At 48.6% G+C, this 20,756-nt stretch carries 21 protein-coding genes; all 21 read right to left on the bottom strand.

The window, feature by feature from the left end:
* Nucleotides 1-45 precede the first annotated feature (45 nt).
* Entirely contained in the window at nt 46-1,749 is a 1,704-nt protein-coding gene (locus tag CSX02_RS09060) for a recombinase family protein (protein ID WP_099386441.1), read from the bottom strand.
* Entirely contained in the window at nt 1,746-3,722 is a 1,977-nt protein-coding gene (locus tag CSX02_RS09055; RefSeq protein ID WP_099386440.1) for a recombinase family protein, read from the bottom strand. The genes CSX02_RS09060 and CSX02_RS09055 overlap by 4 nt, the downstream gene beginning before the upstream one ends.
* Before the next feature lie 161 nt (nt 3,723-3,883).
* On the bottom strand, nt 3,884-4,078 hold the full coding sequence (locus CSX02_RS09050) for a hypothetical protein (protein WP_099386439.1): 195 nt from the start codon (nt 4,076-4,078) through the stop codon (nt 3,884-3,886).
* A gap of 134 nt (nt 4,079-4,212) precedes the next feature.
* Nucleotides 4,213-5,706 (bottom strand): glucosaminidase domain-containing protein, encoded by a 1,494-nt coding sequence (locus CSX02_RS09045; protein WP_099386438.1) that lies wholly within the window; start codon nt 5,704-5,706, stop codon nt 4,213-4,215.
* Complete coding sequence (locus tag CSX02_RS09040; protein WP_099386437.1) at nt 5,706-6,137, bottom strand: phage holin family protein; 432 nt, start codon at nt 6,135-6,137, stop codon at nt 5,706-5,708. The genes CSX02_RS09045 and CSX02_RS09040 overlap by 1 nt, the downstream gene beginning before the upstream one ends.
* An 81-nt stretch (nt 6,138-6,218) precedes the next feature.
* A complete protein-coding gene (locus CSX02_RS09035; RefSeq protein WP_099386436.1) occupies nt 6,219-7,619 on the bottom strand; it encodes a hypothetical protein in 1,401 nt (466 codons plus the stop codon).
* Between the two features lie 10 nt (nt 7,620-7,629).
* Nucleotides 7,630-9,513: a hypothetical protein gene (locus CSX02_RS09030; protein ID WP_099386435.1), complete on the bottom strand. Its 1,884-nt coding sequence runs from the start codon at nt 9,511-9,513 to the stop codon at nt 7,630-7,632.
* Between the two features lie 74 nt (nt 9,514-9,587).
* Nucleotides 9,588-10,451 carry a MerR family transcriptional regulator gene (locus CSX02_RS09025; RefSeq protein WP_099386434.1) on the bottom strand — a complete coding sequence of 288 codons (864 nt, stop codon included), beginning with the start codon at nt 10,449-10,451 and terminating at the stop codon, nt 9,588-9,590.
* A 120-nt stretch (nt 10,452-10,571) separates the two neighbouring features.
* The gene (locus CSX02_RS09020) at nt 10,572-10,934 is read right to left on the bottom strand and encodes a hypothetical protein (protein WP_099386433.1); all 363 of its coding nucleotides are present in this window, start codon (nt 10,932-10,934) and stop codon (nt 10,572-10,574) included.
* A 1-nt stretch (nt 10,935) separates the two neighbouring features.
* Nucleotides 10,936-13,761 (bottom strand): phage tail tape measure protein, encoded by a 2,826-nt coding sequence (locus CSX02_RS09015; RefSeq protein ID WP_099386432.1) that lies wholly within the window; start codon nt 13,759-13,761, stop codon nt 10,936-10,938.
* A gap of 18 nt (nt 13,762-13,779) precedes the next feature.
* Nucleotides 13,780-13,944 (bottom strand): hypothetical protein, encoded by a 165-nt coding sequence (locus CSX02_RS13585; protein WP_189281468.1) that lies wholly within the window; start codon nt 13,942-13,944, stop codon nt 13,780-13,782.
* Nucleotides 13,941-14,321: a hypothetical protein gene (locus CSX02_RS09010; RefSeq protein ID WP_099386431.1), complete on the bottom strand. Its 381-nt coding sequence runs from the start codon at nt 14,319-14,321 to the stop codon at nt 13,941-13,943. The genes CSX02_RS13585 and CSX02_RS09010 overlap by 4 nt, the downstream gene beginning before the upstream one ends.
* A 54-nt stretch (nt 14,322-14,375) precedes the next feature.
* Nucleotides 14,376-15,236: a major tail protein gene (locus CSX02_RS14075; RefSeq protein ID WP_099386430.1), complete on the bottom strand. Its 861-nt coding sequence runs from the start codon at nt 15,234-15,236 to the stop codon at nt 14,376-14,378.
* 18 nt (nt 15,237-15,254) lie between these two features.
* Nucleotides 15,255-15,572, bottom strand: a complete 318-nt coding sequence (locus tag CSX02_RS09000) for a hypothetical protein (RefSeq protein WP_099386429.1) — start codon at nt 15,570-15,572, stop codon at nt 15,255-15,257.
* 168 nt (nt 15,573-15,740) lie between these two features.
* Complete coding sequence (locus CSX02_RS08995; RefSeq protein ID WP_099386428.1) at nt 15,741-16,124, bottom strand: HK97 gp10 family phage protein; 384 nt, start codon at nt 16,122-16,124, stop codon at nt 15,741-15,743.
* On the bottom strand, nt 16,121-16,462 hold the full coding sequence (locus tag CSX02_RS08990; RefSeq protein WP_099386427.1) for a phage head closure protein: 342 nt from the start codon (nt 16,460-16,462) through the stop codon (nt 16,121-16,123). Before CSX02_RS08990 ends, CSX02_RS08995 begins: the two co-directional genes overlap by 4 nt.
* Entirely contained in the window at nt 16,462-16,737 is a 276-nt protein-coding gene (locus CSX02_RS08985) for a head-tail connector protein (RefSeq protein WP_099386426.1), read from the bottom strand. Before CSX02_RS08985 ends, CSX02_RS08990 begins: the two co-directional genes overlap by 1 nt.
* 50 nt (nt 16,738-16,787) lie before the next feature.
* Nucleotides 16,788-17,342, bottom strand: a complete 555-nt coding sequence (locus CSX02_RS13580; RefSeq protein WP_189281466.1) for a hypothetical protein — start codon at nt 17,340-17,342, stop codon at nt 16,788-16,790.
* A gap of 159 nt (nt 17,343-17,501) precedes the next feature.
* A complete protein-coding gene (locus CSX02_RS08975) occupies nt 17,502-18,683 on the bottom strand; it encodes a phage major capsid protein (RefSeq protein WP_099386425.1) in 1,182 nt (393 codons plus the stop codon).
* A gap of 14 nt (nt 18,684-18,697) precedes the next feature.
* Nucleotides 18,698-19,474: a head maturation protease, ClpP-related gene (locus CSX02_RS08970; protein WP_099386424.1), complete on the bottom strand. Its 777-nt coding sequence runs from the start codon at nt 19,472-19,474 to the stop codon at nt 18,698-18,700.
* Nucleotides 19,407-20,747, bottom strand: a complete 1,341-nt coding sequence (locus CSX02_RS08965) for a phage portal protein (RefSeq protein ID WP_099386423.1) — start codon at nt 20,745-20,747, stop codon at nt 19,407-19,409. Before CSX02_RS08965 ends, CSX02_RS08970 begins: the two co-directional genes overlap by 68 nt.
* Nucleotides 20,748-20,756: the final 9 nt, after the last annotated feature.

Genomic DNA, 20,756 nt, shown 5'->3' with positions numbered 1-20,756 from the left:
GTTATCCTCCTTCCCTTTCACCAGTTTCACATAAGAATCCGCTTTTCAGTTGCTCACGCGCGTAAGGAGCACGCAGCTTTCGACGTCGTTTTCGTTGAGCAACACCTTGCCACCAGCTTCAGCGTCATAATCTACGCGGAATTTAAATCTGATTCGCTTCAGGATGCTTCCATTTTCCTGTCTTTCAGGAAACAGGTCAATCCTCTCAATAAGTGTATATAAAAACTCTTTTCTCTCCAAGTCGGTCATTTCTTCAAACATTTCATCGAATTGGAGAAGAACTTTGCAGAGCTGCTTTGATGTCAGGTTCTCATCATAGGCTCCGGATATCTTATCAGTCACATCATCGATCTTTTCTTCCAGGTCAGCGATCCTGTCATAAAGTGTATCCAGACGGTCTTGCATGTCCTGATACTTTCGATCGTAATGCCTGTCTGTAACATCCAATCTATCCAGCTGCTGCATCAGCTTGTCCTTCGCTCCGGTTGCCTGTATCAGCTGAGTCCTGAGTCCTTCACGCTCTGCTTCAAAGCTTGATACATCCACCTTCTCATCCAGCTTGCCTCTGATGAAGGCTTCAAACCGTTCATCATTTACCATATCATGGATGACACCTATTATTTCGGCATCTGTATCAATCTGGTTAAGTGAAGGTTTGAAATCGCATTTCTTATCAGTGCCTTCAATCCGCTTTCGGTGCAAACATCGATAGTAGAATGTGGAATTCACCTTGCCGCTTGGATACTTCTTTCGCCGAACTGTCCCTGCAAGAGAAGCTCCGCAGATCGGACATTTCAGAATACCCGCCAGAAGATGTTCATGATCGAGATCATGTATCTTATTCCATTTGACACCAGTCTCTTTTCGTTTCTCTCGGGCTTTGTTCCAAGTATCTTCATCTATGATAGCATCATGCCTTCCATCAGCGACAAGATAATCATCCTGCTTAACTCTTCGATATTGATCTCTGGTTCCTTTGACTTTTTCAGTAGCGCTCTTGCCATATACAATCTTGCCAACGTAAACTGGATTATCAAGTATCTTCATGATATGGCTGCGAGTGAAATAATTTACTTCAAAGTCACGGCTCGTATTTTTAGTATAACCATGATCATTCAGGTAATTGCTGATGGAGTCAGCTCCCATATCGGAATTGATGAATTTATCAAAGATCACCTTAACGATTTCAGCTTCTTTCGGATCAACAACCAGCTCACCTTTTTCTTTATCCAGGCGATATCCGAATGGAGCCAATCCTCCGTTCCACTTACCCTCTCTTGCTTTCTGCTTCCGGCCTTCCATTGTCTGAACAAGAATGTTCTCACGTTCGATCTCTGCAACAGCTGAAAGAACAGTGATGGTCAACTTTCCAGAATCCTTGGAAGAATCAATTCCATCCTCAACACAGATCAGATTCACACCATAATCCTGAATATACTGAAGAGAATTCAGAACATCTGCAGCATTTCTTCCGAAACGCGAAAGCTTGAATACCAGAATGTATGAAACACCATCTCTGTCATCAGCGATATCCCGAAGCATCTGTGTAAATTCTGGACGTCCAGTTATGTTCTTTCCGGATCTTCCGGCATCGCAATACTCCCTTACGACCTCCATTCCCTGATAATCAGCAAACTTGTTAAGTCGCTCTCTCTGAGCTTCCAGACTGTATCCTTCCACCTGCATGGAAGTGGAGACGCGGATATATATGTAGCATTTCTGCTGCTTCTTTTTCTTCTTTTCTGTCATACCGCATCCTCCCTGTACTCGACATCCTGCTCCATCAAATCATAGAACTTCAGTGCCTCCATGATCAGCAGTTCTTTTTCTTTCGTGCACTTCGGCACATGGTTCTTATTCTTCTCTGGTTTATTATAGGCTTTTCCGATCTCCAGTCCGTACTTTCTCTTGATTTGTGCAATATAGAGAGTAGGAACCTTTACATCATGCTTTTCCAGAATATAGGCCTTGATAGCAGCATAGGTTCCTTTACGGACAATTACTTTCTGACTGCCATCAGCCTGCTTCTTCATGATGATATTTCCCTTACCCGGCAACTCAATATCAATATCCGTACAATCCAGTCTGAAGGATACCATATCCTCAGGTTTTGTATTCTTTGCCAACGGTTTACCGTCAAATACCATCGGAAATTTGAAGGATATGCTTTTTATAATCTTGCCATCTGTTCTATCTTCCGAAAAGAGCTCAATATCATCTACAAATGCCTGGAACATTTCCTTCCGCTCTTCCTCTGACATTTCCTCGTACATCAGAGGCAGGTTCTCCATAAATGTCATAATCTGAACTGTAGAATCCGCCTTTTGTTTCAGTGCCTCCAGCTTTTTCTTGGTTGAGATAACATCCATTTCCAGATCACCAATTCGATCATATATGCTGTCGAGCTTATCAGATGTCTCTTCATATTTCCTGTCATAATCCTTACCAAGAGGATTCAGTCCATCAAGCTTTTCTCCAAGCCGGTCTTTGGTCAGCTCCGCTTCCCTAAGTTCCTTACGGAGATCCTGGAGCCGCTTTTCTGTCTTTTCAAGATTCCCTTGATGACCCAAGGCCGCCTGCAAAGCATCTTGAAATTCCCTATATGTCTGAAGCTTTTGCAGGATCTTCATCACCAAACCATCTATGATTTCCTGATTTAAGCTCTGATCGAATGGACATGTTTTCCCATTCTGTCTTGTATTGTATCGGCACTTATAATAATAAATCGGCTTATAGTATCCATCACCTTTCAGGTTCTTCGTTCTGCTAATCATCCCGGTGAGTCCCTTACCGCAGATCGGACATTTCACAATTCCTGAAAGCAGGTGCACATGACCACCATCATCTACCCTTTTGTATCGTCCGGCGATTTTAGTTCTCTTTGCATGAACGCTATCCCATACTTCAGGCGAAACAATAATCTCGTGCTTACCCTCAGCCATGATGATATTATCCTCATCCTGCTTTATGGTCTTTCCATCCCTGTCCTTCTTATTGGTTCTTCTGTTGTAATAAACTCTTCCACAATAAAATGGATTATCCAGTACTCTTGAAACAAATTCATAAGTGAATGGTTTCTGCTCTCCTTTTCCAGAGATACGAACCAGATTGCTTTTATTCAACTCATACGCTACCGCAGAAGCTGACATGTTTTCTTGCTGATATAACTCATATATCATTCGGATTACTTCTGCTTCTGGTGGAACCAGAACCAGCTCATGATTGACATTCTTATAGCCATAGGGAACTGCACCACCAGTCCACCCACCTTCCAGAACCTTCTGCATTTTACCGGCCATGAACTGAACGGTAATATTTTCTCTCTCCATCTCAGCGACAGCAGAAAGAATTGCAAGCGTCAGCCTTCCCCCCTGAGTGGAGGAATCGATGGCTTCCTCTACACTCACCAAATCAATGCCAAAGTCTTCGAGAAGCTGCAGTGATTTCAAGATATCTGCAGCATTCCTGCCGAATCGAGATAATTTGAATACCAGGACAAAAGCAATATCGTCCTTCTGACTCTTAATATCCGTCATCATCTGTCGAAATGCCGGACGTCCCTTGATGTTCTTCCCGGATTTACCAGCATCACAGTAGTTTCCGACAATCTCCAGCTCTCTGTATTCAGCATATGCCTTAAGGCTTTCTTCCTGTGCATCAAGACTATACCCTTCGATCTGAGCGGCGGTGGAGACTCTTGTATAGATATAGCATTTCTTCAACGATCTCCGCCTCCTTTCTTTGGGTGTTGCTCTTTGTCACACAGTTATTCCTTGTTTGATACTATACCACGATATCGACAGATTTTCAATACAGTTTTCAAATGAAAAACCGGCAATAGGAATCCTCCCACTGCCGATTTCTCACCACGCTTGAATATGATTTACTCTGCAACTGTATCTTCTGATTCTTTGTTTGCTTCCAACCGTTCTTTCTCTTCTATCTTAGCAAGAACCTTTTTACCGTACTTTTGTATCATACGCGCCATGAACTCAGCAGCGATAATCATATTCTGTCTTGATTTTTCATCATCTTCGGGCATACATACTTCAATGCCGTTCTTCATGAAAGTTGTCATTCGTGGCACCTCCGGGAATCAAAGTGAGGTTCTTCCCTCCTATCTTCCTAAGCGCCTTTGGGAATTATTTTTCCGGTCAGAAGGCAAAAAAAATAACGGCCAGCAGAGAACTCAGTCTCCACCAGCCGTCATTCTTAAATCCTACGGACGAAATCCAACGAGATCCATCCGATTCCGCTCTTCAGCCTGCCCCATCCGGCAGAGCTGCCTTTTCCACTTCGGACTTCTAAGATCGTGTATACTCCGATCGGGATAAACTGAACCCTGTCATAATCGGTTCCCGGACCCTTCCTGATATTCAGATCAGAGATGCTGACCTTCACCAGAAACGACACCTTCACTGCAGGCTCCGCCGCCTTCGGCTCATACACCACCTTGCCGTCAGCGTCGAATACCTTGTATCCCGGATTCTGATCCGCGCACTTCTTCGCATTGTCCAGAATCTTATAGGCTCCCTTCTGGCTCTTGGCATCCGTCCAGGACTTCCTGACACGATACCAGCGGATAACTTCTCCGCCGGATTCCTTCGTGTCATACTGAGTCAGATTCCACTTCTCGATGATGGAGCAAAGCTTCTCCACATAGGTCAGGCTTGTAGCATACCCGCCATCCTTGATAATCTGGACTGCCTTCTTATAATCCGTGCATCCCTTCAGCCCGTCATATCTCAGCTTCTTTCCGTTCATCGCCCCAAGCAGATAAGCGGAATGGTCGGCAATGGAATCCTCAATGCAGGAATACTTGCGGAAATCCGCCGTGATCGTCTCATAGCTTCCGTCCGTGTGCTGTTCCTGTGTCTTCTTTGTGTACTTGCTCTTGCCATCCCAACTGGATCCGTTCCAAGCATTACCGGACAGGCTGCATTTCATCCCGAAGATATTATTGGCATTCTGAGCCAGCTCACTCTTTCCATACCCGGATTCCAGAATGAACTGAGCCAAAGATACCGATGCCAGGATGCCGCTTTTCTCCTGATCAGCCGTGAACAAAGCACCGACATTCTTAATCGCATCCGCCTCAGACAGATTCTTCAGAACGGAGGCCTGCATTCCCTTTGCAGCCGAACCACCTCCGGAATCAGAAGATCCCTGCAGAGCCTTCGTCACCTTCTCTGCCAAATCTCCCATCCTTGCGTACATCCAGTTTCCAGGGCAGGACTTATTCGCGAACCACCGATGAACCGTCAGTATCATCTCGCCGCTCTTCGGAGAATAATTCAGCGTCTTGTCCTTGTCCCCGAACCAGATCAGCTTGTTCTTCCCGTTACGCTTGCAGATATCGATGCAAAGCTCGATCAGCTTCTTATACACCACATCCCTGAAAGTATACGGCTCCGTAGCATCGGAAGCACACTCGATTGTGATCGCCCTCTGGTCGTTGGCATTACTGGAAGAACACCAGGAACGGTTCTTTTCCTCAACATACATCCCGACACGCCCATCCTTGTCGATGCCGTAATTACTGGATGCCTGTGTGCTGCTCTTTGCGAACCAGTCTCCCAGACCTTCCGCTGTACACTGACCCACAACACAATGCGGCGTGATTCTGTCAATCGCCATCGTCCTCTGCCCGGAATGGTTCGGACTCAGCTTCGTATAAGCCACCATAGAACTGTTCGTGTATGCCATTATTCCTCACCATCCTTTTTCTCATCTTCCTTCTCAGCCCTGTCATGGAGCTGTTCTAACACCTTGTGCAGCTTCGTAGGAATCGGAAGTCCCAGATATGCCGCGTTTTCCACCAGCGACAATCCTTCATTGGAGATATAGAAGAAAATGATTGCTGTCCTTAAGACGCTCCCGCTCCCGATTACCTGTGTATCAAGCAAATGCCCGATACCTACCAGCGCAAAGATCAGCACCTTCCTGCAGATTCCCTTGAACCCCACAGCGCTCGACAGTTTCTTATCCGCCACTGCACACATGATCCCGGTGATGTAATCCAGCACCACAAAAGCCAGAAGCGCATAAAGCAGGCCGTCACAGCCGCCAAGGAAATAACCAAGCCAGCCGCCTACCGCCGCAAAGATTGCCTGAATCACATTCCAAAACTCTTTCATCGCAAATCCCTCCATTTCGTTACAAACTAAAAGGGACAGCCGAAGCCATCCCTCGAAAACAGATTATTCAGTTACCGGAGCTTACACCGTCTGCTCCGTCAGTGTATAAGTGATCTTCATCGTCTTATCCGCATTCTTTACCACCGCCTGACTCAGATTGCAGATGGTAGCCAGATAAGGAGTCAGGATCCATGTGTACCTGTACTGGTTCAAATAAGCTCCGCCCCAGGCAAAGACATATTCCTTATACCGGAAGAACGGTGTGGAAACATTCCCGCATCTCTCCCCGGCAAATGTGGCAATCACGTTATCATTCACATCAATCTCAAAATCATAAGCCACGATAATGTCATTGATGATGGACATGCAGCAATCGCAGCTTCCCGTCTCACCCAGGCACTTCATGGTCGATGTGAACCCCAAGCTGATCAGCGTCACATCCGTACTGTTTGAGATATTGATCTTATATACGCCGGTCTTGTCATAAGAAGGCACATACAGATATCCGTTCCTTACCACAGCGCTTCTGTTCCCGGAAGGATAACTCGAACCTTCCTTGAAGCTTCCCATCGTCATCAGCGTTGCATTGGAAAGCGTCCACTGACCTTCCGTAAATGTATAATCACTCTTCCTGATCTTGATCCACAGTACTGTTGCGCTGCCGGAAGAATTGCCCTGGTTGGCAAATCCATACCAGTACCCATCGCCACCATCCATAAAGATTCCATATGGCGTATAGCTTCCGTAGAAATGAAAAGTGCTGCACTGGAGGACTGTCGTATCCTCCAAAGTAAGCGTACTGTCATCCAGCTTCTCATTCAGACCGATATCAAATACCGGAATCCTGTAACGTTTGATTGTCACAGTGTTGCTTGCATAGCAAAGTGCATACAGCTTCGCATTCTCAAAATCAACCGTCACACAACGATACAGGTCATTGATGAAGCCGTCCCCATCATCCAGGCTGACCTTCTTAATCTGAAGCAGTGTAGAATCCACCGCCACCTCAGATCCATAAGCATTCGCCCCACCATGTTTTGATGTCAGCCCGACAGCTGCGATCGTACCGTTACCCTGCGAAGGCGTAAACTCCCAGACAAACTTAAACCCATCCGACAGCTTCATGCTCTCTGTCAGATTCATGCTCCCGCGCTTTGTGTTCGCCGTAGCATTGACATCATTACTGGCATAAGCCACCGGCAGATTCGTTGACGGCAGATAAAGGTTATCCGCCTGCTCCGTAATGGAACTCGGAAAAAGCAGGATGCCGCCGATCATATTCGGACAAATCGGAAGCAACTCCTGATTCCATGTCAAGGAATCATCATATTGTCCGCCGGCTTTATACATGACACCCATCGGATTTACTCCCAGAATGTCATTGACGGCATTGGTGACCATATTGGTCTCCGATACCGTCTCAATCGTTCCTGTATTCTGGTCTTCCAGCTCAATAACCAGATTTCCTGTATATCTCTTCATCGCAACCTCCTTAAGTGTTACTTCCCGGCACATCCACCGGCATAGCGAATCCGCCTACGCCTGTTCTTCCCGACTTCACATCAGAGTAGAACCGCTTCACAGTCTCCTTGATTTCCCAGACATCACTCTCGGTAAATGCCCTCACCTGAAGCCTGTCAGTCTGAGAACCATTACCGATCCTGAACAGATCTACATACTCTTCAATATCAATCCTGCCATCCCATGCCGCCGAAGCGCCCATGCTCTGGCCGGAAATGGAAGCAATGCACATCCCGGTATCCACCGCAGCCGTGCCGCCCTCGCATCGCATGTAGACATTGAAGATATTCGTGTAGTTTGGCACCACATCCTCGATTGGATAATACAGAAGGATCGTGTGTCTTCCGGAGTGCCAGTTCTCCTGCGGATAATGCACCGGGATCATCTGATTGTTGAACTCAAAGGAAAAAATCACATCCGCATGACCATCCTCCTGCCAGCTCATCGGAAGAGATATTGTTATCGTCTGCTCTTCCGTATTGCCGATCACTACCGGCTCTTCTTCAGGATCATCCGGATCCACCGGCAGATCATCAACAGGGACAGACGGAATCACCACATCCCCGGATGCTGTAACAGACCTTGTCACCGGCTGAGCTGTCACATCCACTATCACCTGCCCGAAGAACTGCGCATGGTTCGCTTCAGTCGTAGCAAACTCGATGGAAATGATCTTCGTATCCACATCCGCCACCGTGAATGCCGATGCATTGGTGAAGGTATGAATCCCGATCTTCCCTGCCTCGATCTGAGCCAGCAGCCCGGAGATGTTCTTATCATTCTTACTCTTTGCCTGGGACAGCTTCGGATTCTTTCCCACGCACTTGATACTCTGCCTGCCTCCGATCTTTATGCTGTTCGATGTAATGCAGGCATACTTCGTAGCGTCCGCTTGTCCACCGCTGAATGACAAAACATCGCCAACATCCAGTGCCGGATTCCCGATGGTATCCGAATCAAACGGAACATAGTTCACCACGGCCAGATCATTCAGGATATTTGTGCAAAGCTGCCGCCTGGTCTCTTCCAGACCGAACTGCAGAAGCGGATTCACGCCCAGGTTCATCGTCAGCCCGTCATCCGGATCTAGCGCATAATACTCCGCAATCTGTGTTCGAAGGTTCGTTGAACTGACCGCCGTATATCTCGTGATAAAATCCGAAAAGCTGGAAGTGAACCTGTGCTTCCTCTCAACTGTCAGCACCGGCGTGTTCCCATACTTCCGAAGCTCCAGCTCCCCGGCTCTGTTGATCACGAAAAAACCGCCAAGCACTTGTCCCACATAGAACAGCACATCGCGGTAAGTCTCAATATCATTATCAGAATAGATGGACAGGTTCTCCGTCCCATTCGGCATTGCCTCAATGGTTGCCCTGTCCTGAGCAAGCGTCACTTCACAGGCAGTTGAACATAGCACCATAAAGTCATAAGCGTTACCGATGGATTCCAGAGAAGTAAAAGCCTTCTCGAACCGCACCATGTAGTCATAGGCTTTGATCTCCAGACACTTCGCTTTCCGGTTCGCCTCCGATACTTCGAAGATTCCCATCGGAATCCGCTCATAAGAGCCGCCTGCCACCTGCAGATGATAGAACAGCTCCACCTTTGCATCTTCCAGCGTATACCGGTTGAGCTCAGAGAAAAGAGAAACCCCCATCTCCGCAGCATACACTGTTCCCAACTCAATCTCCGTGGATCCGCAGCACTGACTGGTAATATATCCGCTGCCCTTGACCATATCATCCTGATCAAACTCATAAACCGTTCCGGCAGTCGTTGTGATCCTGCCGGTCCAATAATATTTTCTTGTATTCGCCTTCACCGCCTCCAGGAAAGCATTGCTGACCGGATACAAATGACCACCTCCCTCCGGACATAATAAAAGGACCGGTTTCCCGATCCCTTTACTCTTTACTCAATCATATCTGATTATTTGAAGAATCCCGGCGACATATAGAAAGCTTCTATCGCTTCTCCAATGTATTTTGCGGATCCATCTCCATAAACAGAATCCACACCTTGTGCCAGTTCTTCATTTTCCTGGTATCCTTTTGCAATATCCATCAAAAGCGGTCTTGCATCTTCAACCTGGTAAAGTTGCTTCGCGACAAAATCATATTCACCGATTAGCTGCCGAACTTCAAATGAATTAACATCTGTACCCTTCATATCAGCAAGCTTTTGTTGAATGCTTCCAATCCTCTTCTGATATGCCGTGAACACTTCTGATTTTGGAGGATTCTTCAAAGATTCCTTTACAGCCTCCTTGCTCCCATACCATTCAACCACTTTTGCATAGTTCTTCTGAACCTTTTCGTCGGAAGCACCCTCTATCATGTGTTTCTCCCATGCCTCAATGCTGCCGTAACGGTCAATGAAGATCTGCTTCTGCGATTCATTCATATTCTGCAGCATATCTGAAAACATAGCTCGAAGTTCCGTTTCATCAAATACGGTAAAGTCCATATCATGATCTCCTTTCAACATATTGTCTATGTTGGCAATAATACGCTCCAGTCTCTGTTTTTTAAGCCAGAGCATTTCACGCTGTTTCGCCAAAACGCTGTTGCGATCAAGATCAGGATTATCCATGATGAGTTTAATATCCGCAAGCGGAAGATCCAGCTCGCGAAATACCAGTATCTGCCCAAGCTTTTCTATAGCTTTATCGTCATAAAGCCTGTATCCTGCTTCCGTTACTTCCGTCGGCTTAAAAAGCCCGATTTCATCATAGTAATGAAGCGTGCGCACTGAGATACCTGTAAGCTCCGATACTTCTTTAACTGTTTTCATTATGATCATCCTCCTGTTTCTTGATGAAGATATCGTAGCCTATCACGGAACGTGAGAGTCAATAGCCTTTTTCATCTTTTTTTATTTTTCGTCAGGGAAGAGCATAATCATAACAGCAAATCAGAACTCTTTCAATGTGAAGCTCACCTCCCACAAGCTCCCATAGCTTGTATCACTGACCAGCTTCACCTGATACCCGTCAATGTACATCTGCGTATCCACGATGTTCATGGTCTCCATGTCCAGGTATCCGACCGTAATGCTTGCTAGCTTCTTATAAACCGAAAACTTATTCAGCCACCGTTTCGATACACGGAAGGTCACGCTGATCTGAACCACACCTTCTCTTACAACATCCCTCTGCGTGGTTCCTGCCTCTGTCACACCGCCGCTGTCTGCCTCCACATCCGATAAACTCACAGAATAAGAGGCAGGCATCGGGATATTCTCATTGTTAAAAACAAGATACTGCAAATGAGCCATCTTACCTGCCTCCACTTCTTAGATTCATTCTCTGCTGAGCCGTCACCACAATCTCATCGATCATGTCACCGCCGATATAAACCGGTATCACGATATCCCCTGCAGCACCTCCGCCCGCAAGAGCCGTATTCAGTGCTGTATTGATGCCGGAGATCAGATCACCGTTTGATGCAGCCGACCCAGAATAACCTCCCTGAGCTGCCATTACCCTCGGAGTAATGGTCAGATCAGATGTCACTCCGTTCATGGCATTCTCGATCATGCCCCGGCTCTTTTCAATGCCCTTCGCAAGTCCTCCAATAAAGTCCGGCATCCAGCTCTCATAATCCGTAAGCGGTCCTTCATCCGGTACGGAGAAATGCAGGAAACTCCTGATCTTATCCGCAACGGAAGAAACTGCCTCACCGACCTTACCGATCATAGACTTGATACCGTTCACGATACCGCCTATAAAATCAGCGCCCCACTGGAACGCTTGCGATGCCAGGTTCTTCACGAAATTGATTGCCTTATCAAATCCGCCCTTCACCACACCATAAATATTTCCGCAGACATTCTTGATGCCATTCAGCATCGCATTGAAGGCATTGGACACGGCATTCTTTATGGCGTTGGCTGCATTTGATACCGCAGACTTGATATTATTCCAGGCTGTCGTGACTGCATTTTTGATTGCGTTCACAATAGTTGTGATCGTATTCTTGATGCCGTTCCAGACCGTAGTAACCGCAGTTTTGATTGCATTCAGTACCGTAGTTATCGCGGTTTTGATCCCATTCCAAGCCGTAGTCAGGAAGGTGGAAATCGCATTCACCACTGTCGTGATAACCGACTTGATTCCATTCCAGACTGTCGTGAAAAATGTCTTGATCGCATTGAACACCGTAGTCACGGTATTTTTGATCGCATTCCAGGCATTGGTCAGGAACGTGCTGATCGCATTTACCACCGTCGTGAAGATATTCTTGATACCATCCCACAGCCCGGTAAAGAAATCCTTTATCGCATTCCACACCGTTGTTGCAGTGGTCTTTATCGCTTCCCACGCTGCCTGGAAGAATGCTTTCAGTGCTTCCCATACAGCAATGGCAATCTCTTTGATACTCTCCCACAGGTCAATCCAAAACTGCCGGAACTCTTCACAGTTATTCCAGAGATAAATGAAGGCTGCCACCAGCGCAACGATCGCCGCTATGATCAGCACATACGGATTTGCCGCGCATACCGCATTAAATGCAGCAAATACTCCCTTTGCTGCATTGATCACACCTGCCAGCTTCGGAACCAGCGTCATAATAGTACCAACAGCAGAGATCACTTTACCGACTATGATCAGTATCGGTCCAATCGCTGCCGCCACCAGGGCAATCGTGACAATAACCTTCCTGGTTCCCTCATCCATCGAATTAAGCCAGTCCACAAACTTCTGGATCCAGCCGACAATGGTTCGGATCGCAGGCATCAGCAGCTCACCAAAGGAAATTGCCAGCTCTTCCAGCTGTGACTTCAGGATTTGCATCTGACCCGCAAGGTTGTCATTCATGGTCTCGGCCATACTTGCTGCAGAACCATCACAGTTATCAATAGCAGACGAAAGTTTTTCAATATCCGCTTCCCCGGCGTTCATCAGTGCCAGGAATCCGGACATCGCATTTTTGCCAACCAGGCTTTCAGCCGCCTGTGCCTTCTCGGATTCAGTAAGACCTGCAAAAGCTGTCCTGCAATCAGCCAGAATATCCGACAGATCTCTCATGGAACCGTCCGCATTGGTCGTCGCTACCGTAACCTCTCCGATGGAAGACCCGCAGATCTTCACTTCTCCGGAAAGGTTATTCATGATCGTTCTGAGAGAAGTACCTGCCTGAGAACCCTTGATACCAGCATTGGCCATCAGGCCGATCGCTTCTGCCGTATCTTCTGCAGAGAATCCCAAGGCACCAGCAATCGGAGCGCAATACTTGAAGGTCTCACCCATCATGGAGACATTCGTATTGGCATTACTCGATGCCGCCGCAAGGATATCCGCGAAATGCCCGGAGTCCTTCGCCGTAAGTCCAAACGCTGTTAGCGCATCTGTCACGATATCAGAAGTGGTAGCCAGATCTTCACCGGAAGCCGCAGCCAGGTTCATGACACCTTCGATACCGGAAAGCATATCCTCTGTCTTCCAACCGGCCATCGCCATATAGTTCATGGCTTCCGCCGCTTCTGATGCAGAGAACTTTGTCTTCTCACCCATCTCACGGGCTTTATCTCTTAATGCTTCCAAATCCGAACCTGTCGCACCGGATACCGCAGCAACCTTGCTCATGGCAGAATCAAAATCAGCGGCAGTTTTCACCGCCGCCGTGCCAAGCCCAACAACACCTGCCGTCACAGGAAGGAACTTCTTTCCTACGTTTGTGACATTATCTCCGACTGTCTTCAGCTTCTCACCCTTAGCGGCGATTTCCTGAAGAGCCGTTCCAGACTGCTTCGCCTGTTCCTCCAAAGACTTCAGCTTCTGTTCCGTTTCAACGATCTCACGCTGCAGGCCATCATACTGATCCTGCGTAATCGTTCCGTCCTTCAGTGCCTGCTCTGCCTGTTCGGCAGCCGTCTTCAAGGTCTCCAGCTTTTCCTTCGTTTCCTTAACGGCATCCCCCAGGAGTCTGTGCTTCTGAGCAAGCAGTTCCGTGTTCCCCGGATCAAGTTTCAGGAGCTTATCGACATCTTTCAGCTGGCTCTGCGTATTCCTGATCTCTGTATTTACGCCCTTTAAGGCAGTTTGTAGTTTGGTAGTATCGCCGCCGATCTCAACGGTAATACCCTGGATTCTGCCAGCCATGTCTCAACCTCCTTCCCATTAGAATCGATCCATATCATCCTGGCTTGCTATCTGATCATGAGGCTCATCATCCCTCTGAAGCTCTGTGTACATATCCATCACGGTTCCGATTGTCAAAAGATCCAGCTCGCTGATATGGATTCCCAGCTGTACACACCTCAGCAATAGCAGAGGCGTTGTCATTTCCCGGTCAGTCGCTCGAAGTTTTTTTTACTCTCCACCTGTGTCTGCACATTCAGACCCCAAAGCTCAATGATCTCCGGAAGCACCTGATAAATGGAAAACGTACCGAACTGATCCAGCCATTCATCCGGTGTATCCGGAACACCCTGCGGATCCGCATGTTTCGCCATGATGTAGCTGATATCCTCGAAAAGTTCCAACGAAAAGGAATCCAGTGCAGAGTTTTCAGGATCATTTTCATCAATGCTCTTCTGCAGGTCATGAAGATCCTTGTAGATATCACGATGGAACTTGTTTCTGTATATTCTTGGAATGGCTGCCGATGCTCTGAAAGTCACATCCTTGCCATCAATATTCACTGTCTTTGTAAGTGCCATTTCTCTTTCCTCCAATCACAAGAATGGGCAGAGCCGAAGCCCTGCCCGCTAAGATCAACCCTGTCCGTTCTTTGTCACCGTTACGGTATAAGCCGTACTGGTGCATCCGGTCTTGCTTGCGATCACCGTCACTGTATTGGTTCCGCTCGCCCAGGTCGCATCATTGCCGCTAGTATGAGCCACCCCGTTCACAAGAATTGTGACCGCCGTTCCGCTTGCCGCAGTAGCCGATACAGCATCCTCATCATTCACGGTCTCAGCCGTATAGGAAGTGGTACCGGCATCAAAAGCAGGCGTAAGCTGCAGGCTTCCAATCGTGATCCCGGCAAGAACCGCAGATACCTGTGCATGCTCTGTCTGATAGACATTGGAATACCATCCGTTGTAAACCGCATCTGACGTATTCGCACCGGTCTTTACCTTCACAAGTCCGTTCGGAAGCGGAGTCGCCGTGATCTCCAGCTTCTCGGTCTGTACTTCCTTACTATCCTCATTGGTCTTTCCTTCGATCGTAGGCCTTGCAGCGGTACAGTAATACATACAGTGCCTGATCTTTTTCTTATCCCCGGAAAACTCGAAAAGCAGAGCGAAATGCTCCGGCTCCACCGTGGAATCCTCCACCAGAACACCGTTCGCATCCTCAGTCTCCTTCAGGATATCCTTCCTGAAGCTTTCCGGAATCAGCGCAATTTCCAGATCACCGGAATAACCGTTGTTCGCTACAGTGGTGTAATACACCATATCATCCGCATAGAACGGTTCGGTATCGCCCTCCGGATCAAGCGACAGGTTCACAGCACCCGGAATCGCAACAGGCGTACCAAATGTCACGGCATTGGTATCCGGATCAAGTGTCGCCTTCGCATAATGGCAGTTCTTAAGGCCGAACTTCACCTTGTTGTTTGTACTCGGCATAATTAACCTCTCTTTCCGCTATACCGTCATCTGGTACAGCACTTCGTATAGTTTTTCTGATTCGATCCATACCTCCGATTTGTTCCAGAACAATTCATGCGCGTTCAGCACCGCTTCCACGCTGTCTTCCAGTTCCGGATCCTTCTCATCGGTATAAAGTTCAATACTCAGGTTGGAAAACTCCATATAAACCACATCATCAGCGGCAAAGTTCTCCGAACCCGGAAATAAAAAGCAGATGAATGGCGGATCAGGACTTTCCCCTTCCGCGAAATGGTCATACGCAAAATGGATCTCTGTTTCAGCCAGCATCTGCATTACGTCTTCATGCGTCATCCTTCTTCCTCCCGATCTCGATAATGCATTCCGCAGCATGACGACAGGCCGGGCAGTTATACGGATAACCATGACAATCCTCGCCCCTCCTGGTACCGTGGTAAATGGCTACGCCGATCACCACAACCCCAAGAGCGATCACGAATAACAAAAGCAACATCTCCATCTTTAACCGCCTTTCTGCAGGTCACGCTCGATATCCCTTGTCAGCTGCTCGATGCCAGCCTGTTCTGCCGGCGCGATATGTGGAAAAGCCCTTGTCCTTCCTCCACCCCTCTTCGCATGGCCAAACTCCAAAAGATGCGTCAGCTGGTACCGCTTGGAGTGCACCACGACCTGGATGGAATCCGAAGTTTCCCGCGTCTTCTTCACCGCCCAGCTCTTGGAATACTTCCCGGTCTTCTTCGGAGCCGTGCTTTCGATCTGCTTTTTCACCGTATCCCCGGCTTTCTTCACATCCTTCTTCAGGTCATCCGCCGCAAGCTTCGCGTATTCCTCCATACCCTTCATCACGGTATCCGCCAGCTGGTCGATCTTTATCGTCTGACTCATCGCCGCTCCTTCCTGCAGGTGAACTTCAGCGACTTCTTCCTGAAATTCATATGGTCAATGTTCTCGATGTTATAAATCTCACCCAGGAACATCACCCTGAACCCCGTGGAAGTAACCGCCGCAGCCTTGCTGCAATACCGGACCGTAACCGTCATGGAAAAATCCTCAACCGTTGTACCGGCAACCTGTTCTTCCTTGGAACTTGCCAGCCCTTCGCCGCCGATCGTGGCAAAGCAGGTATAGTAATCCGTCCAGGCATTCTTATGATTGCCGTACTTATCCGTCACGGTTTCATTCTTCTGGAATGTCACCTTCGATCTCAAAGCCGCCACATTCATCAGAATCCCTCCTTCCGGCTGCCGAACAACAAAGCTCGAAGCGTCAGATCCATCGCGTGATGGTCTGCCTCTTCCCTGTGCTCATACAGATAAGACACCGTGAACATCACAGCGATCTTCCCGTTGGCACATTCATCCAGGTCAGCCTCATCATCCGTCCGCAGGATATCCATGCACTGCTTCTTACCTGCCGTTATGAAATTCTCGATCAGGGAATCATCATCCTCGTAATCAATACGCAGATAATTCTTCATTTCATCCACAGTTACAGTCATCTGCATCACCTCTTAAAAGGGACGGCAGTAAAACCGCCGCCCCGTACTTCTTACTCTTCGGAATCATCCTCAGGCTCCACGATCACAAGCTTGTAGGTTGTCTCCGCATACCCATCAGCCCACAATGTGAAGTTATCAACCGACTTCTCGGTGTTATTACCGGCAAGCACCAGATCAGCCGCAACCCAACGGACAAAATATCCGGCATCCAGATCACACTGAGTCGCTTCCGTAACATCTTCAGCGCTCAAAGCAGCTCCGTTGTAATAAATACCGGTGATCGGAGAAATCCCGACCCCAAGACCTACTCCAAGCCACTTGTGTTTCCCCCAGCCATTACCAGCCTCGAAGTCCTTAAGATTCTTCACCTTATCGGACAGAGTGATCGTAATGATATGTTCATCGTTATCCACGGCAACACTGGAAATCTTCCCCGTGTTATACTGACGATCCGCGTGACCGGCAACGCTGTCCGTTACCGTCGCATACTGCATCGTAAACGCGTCGCCTATCATAAGACCCGCATTCTTAAGGTTGGTGATCAGGGCATTCAGACTGGTCCTGACTTTTGCCACGGTATCGCTTGTCACGTCAGCCGTACTCATATTCGGCATCAGGCCGTTGTCATAGACAATCTTTCCGCCAATATGAGTGACCTCACCGCCCTGCTCGGTATAATTCCTTGCGTTATAATCGCTCATTTTCCACCTCCAAAATCCGGGCTGCCATATCATCTGATACAGCAGCCCTGTTATCCGTTATCCTTACGCCTTCATCTTCAGGAGCTTGATGCCCTCAGGAAGAATGACCTTGCCGTCAACACGCTCAGTAGCAACAAAGCCGACCTGGCCGTTGGTGCTGTAAAGCTCATTGAGTCTCTGCACAGTTCTTCCCGCACGGTCAGCGATCCAGTAATTCTTGAAATCACCGAACGCCAAAGAGAAAGCACCTGCTTCCATCTGCGGTACATAAGGACTGGTATAAAGGTCATAGCCCAGGAGCTTGTCCGGTTCACCTGCCTGAAGGGAAGGCTGCCAGAGATAAACACCGTTGCCATCCTTAAGCTTCCTGATTGCAGAGATAGTCGCGTCATTCGCAAGGAACTTCGCGTTTCTGCGGTAAGGACTCTTAAGCGAATAGACAAGGCTGATTAACTCATCCGCAGTCACAGCGGTAGAACCTGCAGCAGTCACGCCGACCTCGCCGCCGTTTGCGGTAAAGATACCCGTAGGCTGACCGGTTCCGGTACCCACACAGAACGCCTCTTCCTCCGCGATACCGAAAGCCCTTGCGAACTCAGCCGCAATGTAGCTTTCCAGATCAAACATGGAATCCTGAAGAAGCTCGATGGAAACCTTCACAAGATCGGTAAGCTTGAAGGCATCAATGGTTTTCTGGTCAAAGGAAGGATCGCTCGGAGTATAAGCCCCGTTCTCAGCCGTCCATGCAGCGGTAGAGTGGGTAGCCGCAACCGGGATCTTTCTTTCAGCGCTTGTGGTAATGACCTTCGCAAGCCCTCTCACCACGTTCGCCTCATCAAGACCGGATACGATCTGACGCTCAAACTCTTCCGGAACAAGGTATCCGCCGTCCGCCTGAACGCCTTCGGAAAGGACATTATGAACCAATCTCTTTCCTCTAAGATGCGCACCGAAGTCTTCCTTGTACGCATTGGAGGCGCGACCGGTCTTTTCTTCAACTTCCTGCCTTGCAGGTCTTCCGGTAAGAGGCATATTCACAGGCTTGTTGAATTCAGCCTCCCTTGCCTCGGCTCTCTGCTGACGGTCGATCGCCGCAGTCAGATCCTCGATCTCCTGCTCCATACGGCTGTAAGTCGCGTTATCCTCCGCAGACAGAACGCCGTTCTCATTCTCGTGGGTATCCACAAAGTTCTTCGCGGTCTCCCACACCTTCGCTCTTTTCTCGATCATATCTTTGATAGTCATAGCTCGATTCCTCCTTAAATGAATCTCTTGATAAAATTCAAGCGTTCCCTGATCTCATCACAGGAACGCCCGTTATCCGTTGTCTGTTCAGTTGCTGCACCGTTCTCCGGTGCCTTGATGTGACACTTCGCTGCGATCTTATCCATCAGCGAATTGGTCACCGCCGCCCTGGAATAGAGCATCGACACTTCCGGTGCTTCCAGATCTTCGCCCTCCGATGCATCCGCCCTCTGCAGCACATCATCCGCAAATCCCAACTCCACCGCCTTGTGCACGTCCATCCAGGTCTCCGCATCCATCAAGTGTGATATCTTCGTCCTGCTCATGCCGGTCTTGATCTCATAAGCATTCATGATGGATTCCTTCACTTCAGCCAGCATGTTGATCGCCTTCTGCATCTCCGCCGTATCGCCAAAAGCGATTGTCGCCGGATTGTGGATCATCATCATGCTCACAGGACTCATAAGCACCTTCGTCCCTGCCATCGCGATCACGCTTGCCGCCGATGCCGCAATGCCATCGATCTTCACCGTGACATCGCCCTTATAGTCCATCAGCATGTTGTAGATCTGAGCCGCCGCCACGCAGTCACCGCCCGGACTGTTGATCCAGACCGTGATGTTCCCTGTCCCTGCATTCAGCTCATCTCTAAAAAGAGCCGGTGTGACATCATCGTCAAACCAGCTCTCTTCTGCTATGGTTCCGTTAAGGAAAAGCACTCTTTCATTGACCTCTTCGCCTGAAGCCTGGTCTCTGATCTTCCTGCTTTTCCAGTTCCAAAACTTCTTCATCGGAATTTTCCTCCTTCCCGTTTCCGTCCGCCGCAAATATCCCGGCATCCTCCAGCTTCGTCATGTTTCCATTGATCAGGTACAGATCACCGCCCTGTTCCGCCGGGATCCTATCAAGGTTTTCCAGCTCACGGATATCATTGGCAGACATCCATCCGTTCTGTCTGGCTGTCGCATAGCCGTTCATCCTGCTCTGGTAATCACCCCTAAGCAGACCGTCCACATTGAACTTGAAGAAGTATTTCTTCTTCTCATCCGGAGTCAGCAAGGCTCTCACCATTGCCTGCTCCCAACGGCTCACCCACGGATCCAGCGTATACTTCACAAACTCCAGCGACTGCTGCTCAATGTTGTTGAAGCTGGATTTCTCCAAATCTCCGATCATATGAGGCGGCACACGGAAGATTCTTGCAATCTCATCGATCTGGAACTTCCTTGTCTCCAGGAACTGGGCCTGCTCCGGTGAAATGGAAATCGGCGTGTACTTCATGCCTTCTTCAAGTACTGCGATCTTATTCGCATTCCCCGAACCACCGAAGGTAGCCTGCCAGCTTTCCCTCACCTTGCTCGGATCCTTAATGGTTCCCGGATGCTCCAGCACGCCGGAAGGAGCCGCACCGTTCGCAAAGAACTTGCTGCCATACTCTTCGGTAGCGATTGCCAGGCCGATCGCATTCTTCGCCATTGCAATCGGTGAATAGCCAACCAGACCGTCAAAGCCAAGCCCCGGAATATGCAGCACATCATGAGGCTGAAGTCTTACGGTTCTTCCAACCTTATTGGTGCCTTTTCTTCCGTCCACATCGTCCGAATCATAGACGGTGTATTCGTAGTAGAGCCTTCCATGCTCATCACGATCCACCTTCATCCGATCCGGCATCAGCGGATACAGAGCCACAACTTCACCCTTACCGTTGCGGATGATCTGCGAATACGCATTTCCCCAAAGCAAAAGGTGTGTCATCAATGTTTCCCGGAAGATAAAGGAAGTCATCTCCGGATTCGGCTCATCATGGAGCAAAAAATAAAGCGGATGTTCCACCGCTTTCTCCTTACCGCCATCATCGGTATATCTGTAAAATTGTAATGGCAGGCTTGCCACCGCCTCCGACAGGATCCTTACACAGCAGTACACCGCCGTCATCTGCATCGCAGACCGTTCCGTCACATACTTGCCACTTGAAGTACCTCCCAGAAAGAAGCTGTAGCTGCTTCCTGCTGTCCTGTCTGTAGGCTTATCCCTGCTCCGAAATAGACCGCTCAGTATTCCCATCGCAATTCC

This window comes from Agathobacter ruminis (assembly GCF_002735305.1).
GTDB classification, from domain to species: domain Bacteria; phylum Bacillota; class Clostridia; order Lachnospirales; family Lachnospiraceae; genus Roseburia; species Roseburia ruminis.
This window is presented reverse-complemented; position numbering and strand designations above follow the sequence as displayed.

Coding starts and splice junctions, on each gene's coding strand:
- CSX02_RS09060 (WP_099386441.1), bottom strand. CDS start 1,749: ATGACAGAAAAGAAGAAAAAGAAGCAGCAGAAATGCTACATATATATC.
- CSX02_RS09050 (WP_099386439.1), bottom strand. CDS start 4,078: ATGACAACTTTCATGAAGAACGGCATTGAAGTATGTATGCCCGAAGAT.
- CSX02_RS09045 (WP_099386438.1), bottom strand. CDS start 5,706: ATGGCATACACGAACAGTTCTATGGTGGCTTATACGAAGCTGAGTCCG.
- CSX02_RS09040 (WP_099386437.1), bottom strand. CDS start 6,137: ATGAAAGAGTTTTGGAATGTGATTCAGGCAATCTTTGCGGCGGTAGGC.
- CSX02_RS09035 (WP_099386436.1), bottom strand. CDS start 7,619: ATGAAGAGATATACAGGAAATCTGGTTATTGAGCTGGAAGACCAGAAT.
- CSX02_RS09025 (WP_099386434.1), bottom strand. CDS start 10,451: ATGAAAACAGTTAAAGAAGTATCGGAGCTTACAGGTATCTCAGTGCGC.
- CSX02_RS09020 (WP_099386433.1), bottom strand. CDS start 10,934: ATGGCTCATTTGCAGTATCTTGTTTTTAACAATGAGAATATCCCGATG.
- CSX02_RS09015 (WP_099386432.1), bottom strand. CDS start 13,761: ATGGCTGGCAGAATCCAGGGTATTACCGTTGAGATCGGCGGCGATACT.
- CSX02_RS13585 (WP_189281468.1), bottom strand. CDS start 13,944: ATGACAACGCCTCTGCTATTGCTGAGGTGTGTACAGCTGGGAATCCAT.
- CSX02_RS09010 (WP_099386431.1), bottom strand. CDS start 14,321: ATGGCACTTACAAAGACAGTGAATATTGATGGCAAGGATGTGACTTTC.
- CSX02_RS14075 (WP_099386430.1), bottom strand. CDS start 15,236: ATGCCGAGTACAAACAACAAGGTGAAGTTCGGCCTTAAGAACTGCCAT.
- CSX02_RS09000 (WP_099386429.1), bottom strand. CDS start 15,572: ATGACGCATGAAGACGTAATGCAGATGCTGGCTGAAACAGAGATCCAT.
- CSX02_RS08995 (WP_099386428.1), bottom strand. CDS start 16,124: ATGAGTCAGACGATAAAGATCGACCAGCTGGCGGATACCGTGATGAAG.
- CSX02_RS08990 (WP_099386427.1), bottom strand. CDS start 16,462: ATGAATGTGGCGGCTTTGAGATCGAAGGTGACATTCCAGAAGAATGAA.
- CSX02_RS08985 (WP_099386426.1), bottom strand. CDS start 16,737: ATGACTGTAACTGTGGATGAAATGAAGAATTATCTGCGTATTGATTAC.
- CSX02_RS13580 (WP_189281466.1), bottom strand. CDS start 17,342: ATGAGTACGGCTGACGTGACAAGCGATACCGTGGCAAAAGTCAGGACC.
- CSX02_RS08975 (WP_099386425.1), bottom strand. CDS start 18,683: ATGACTATCAAAGATATGATCGAGAAAAGAGCGAAGGTGTGGGAGACC.
- CSX02_RS08970 (WP_099386424.1), bottom strand. CDS start 19,474: ATGAAGAAGTTTTGGAACTGGAAAAGCAGGAAGATCAGAGACCAGGCT.
- CSX02_RS08965 (WP_099386423.1), bottom strand. CDS start 20,747: ATGGGAATACTGAGCGGTCTATTTCGGAGCAGGGATAAGCCTACAGAC.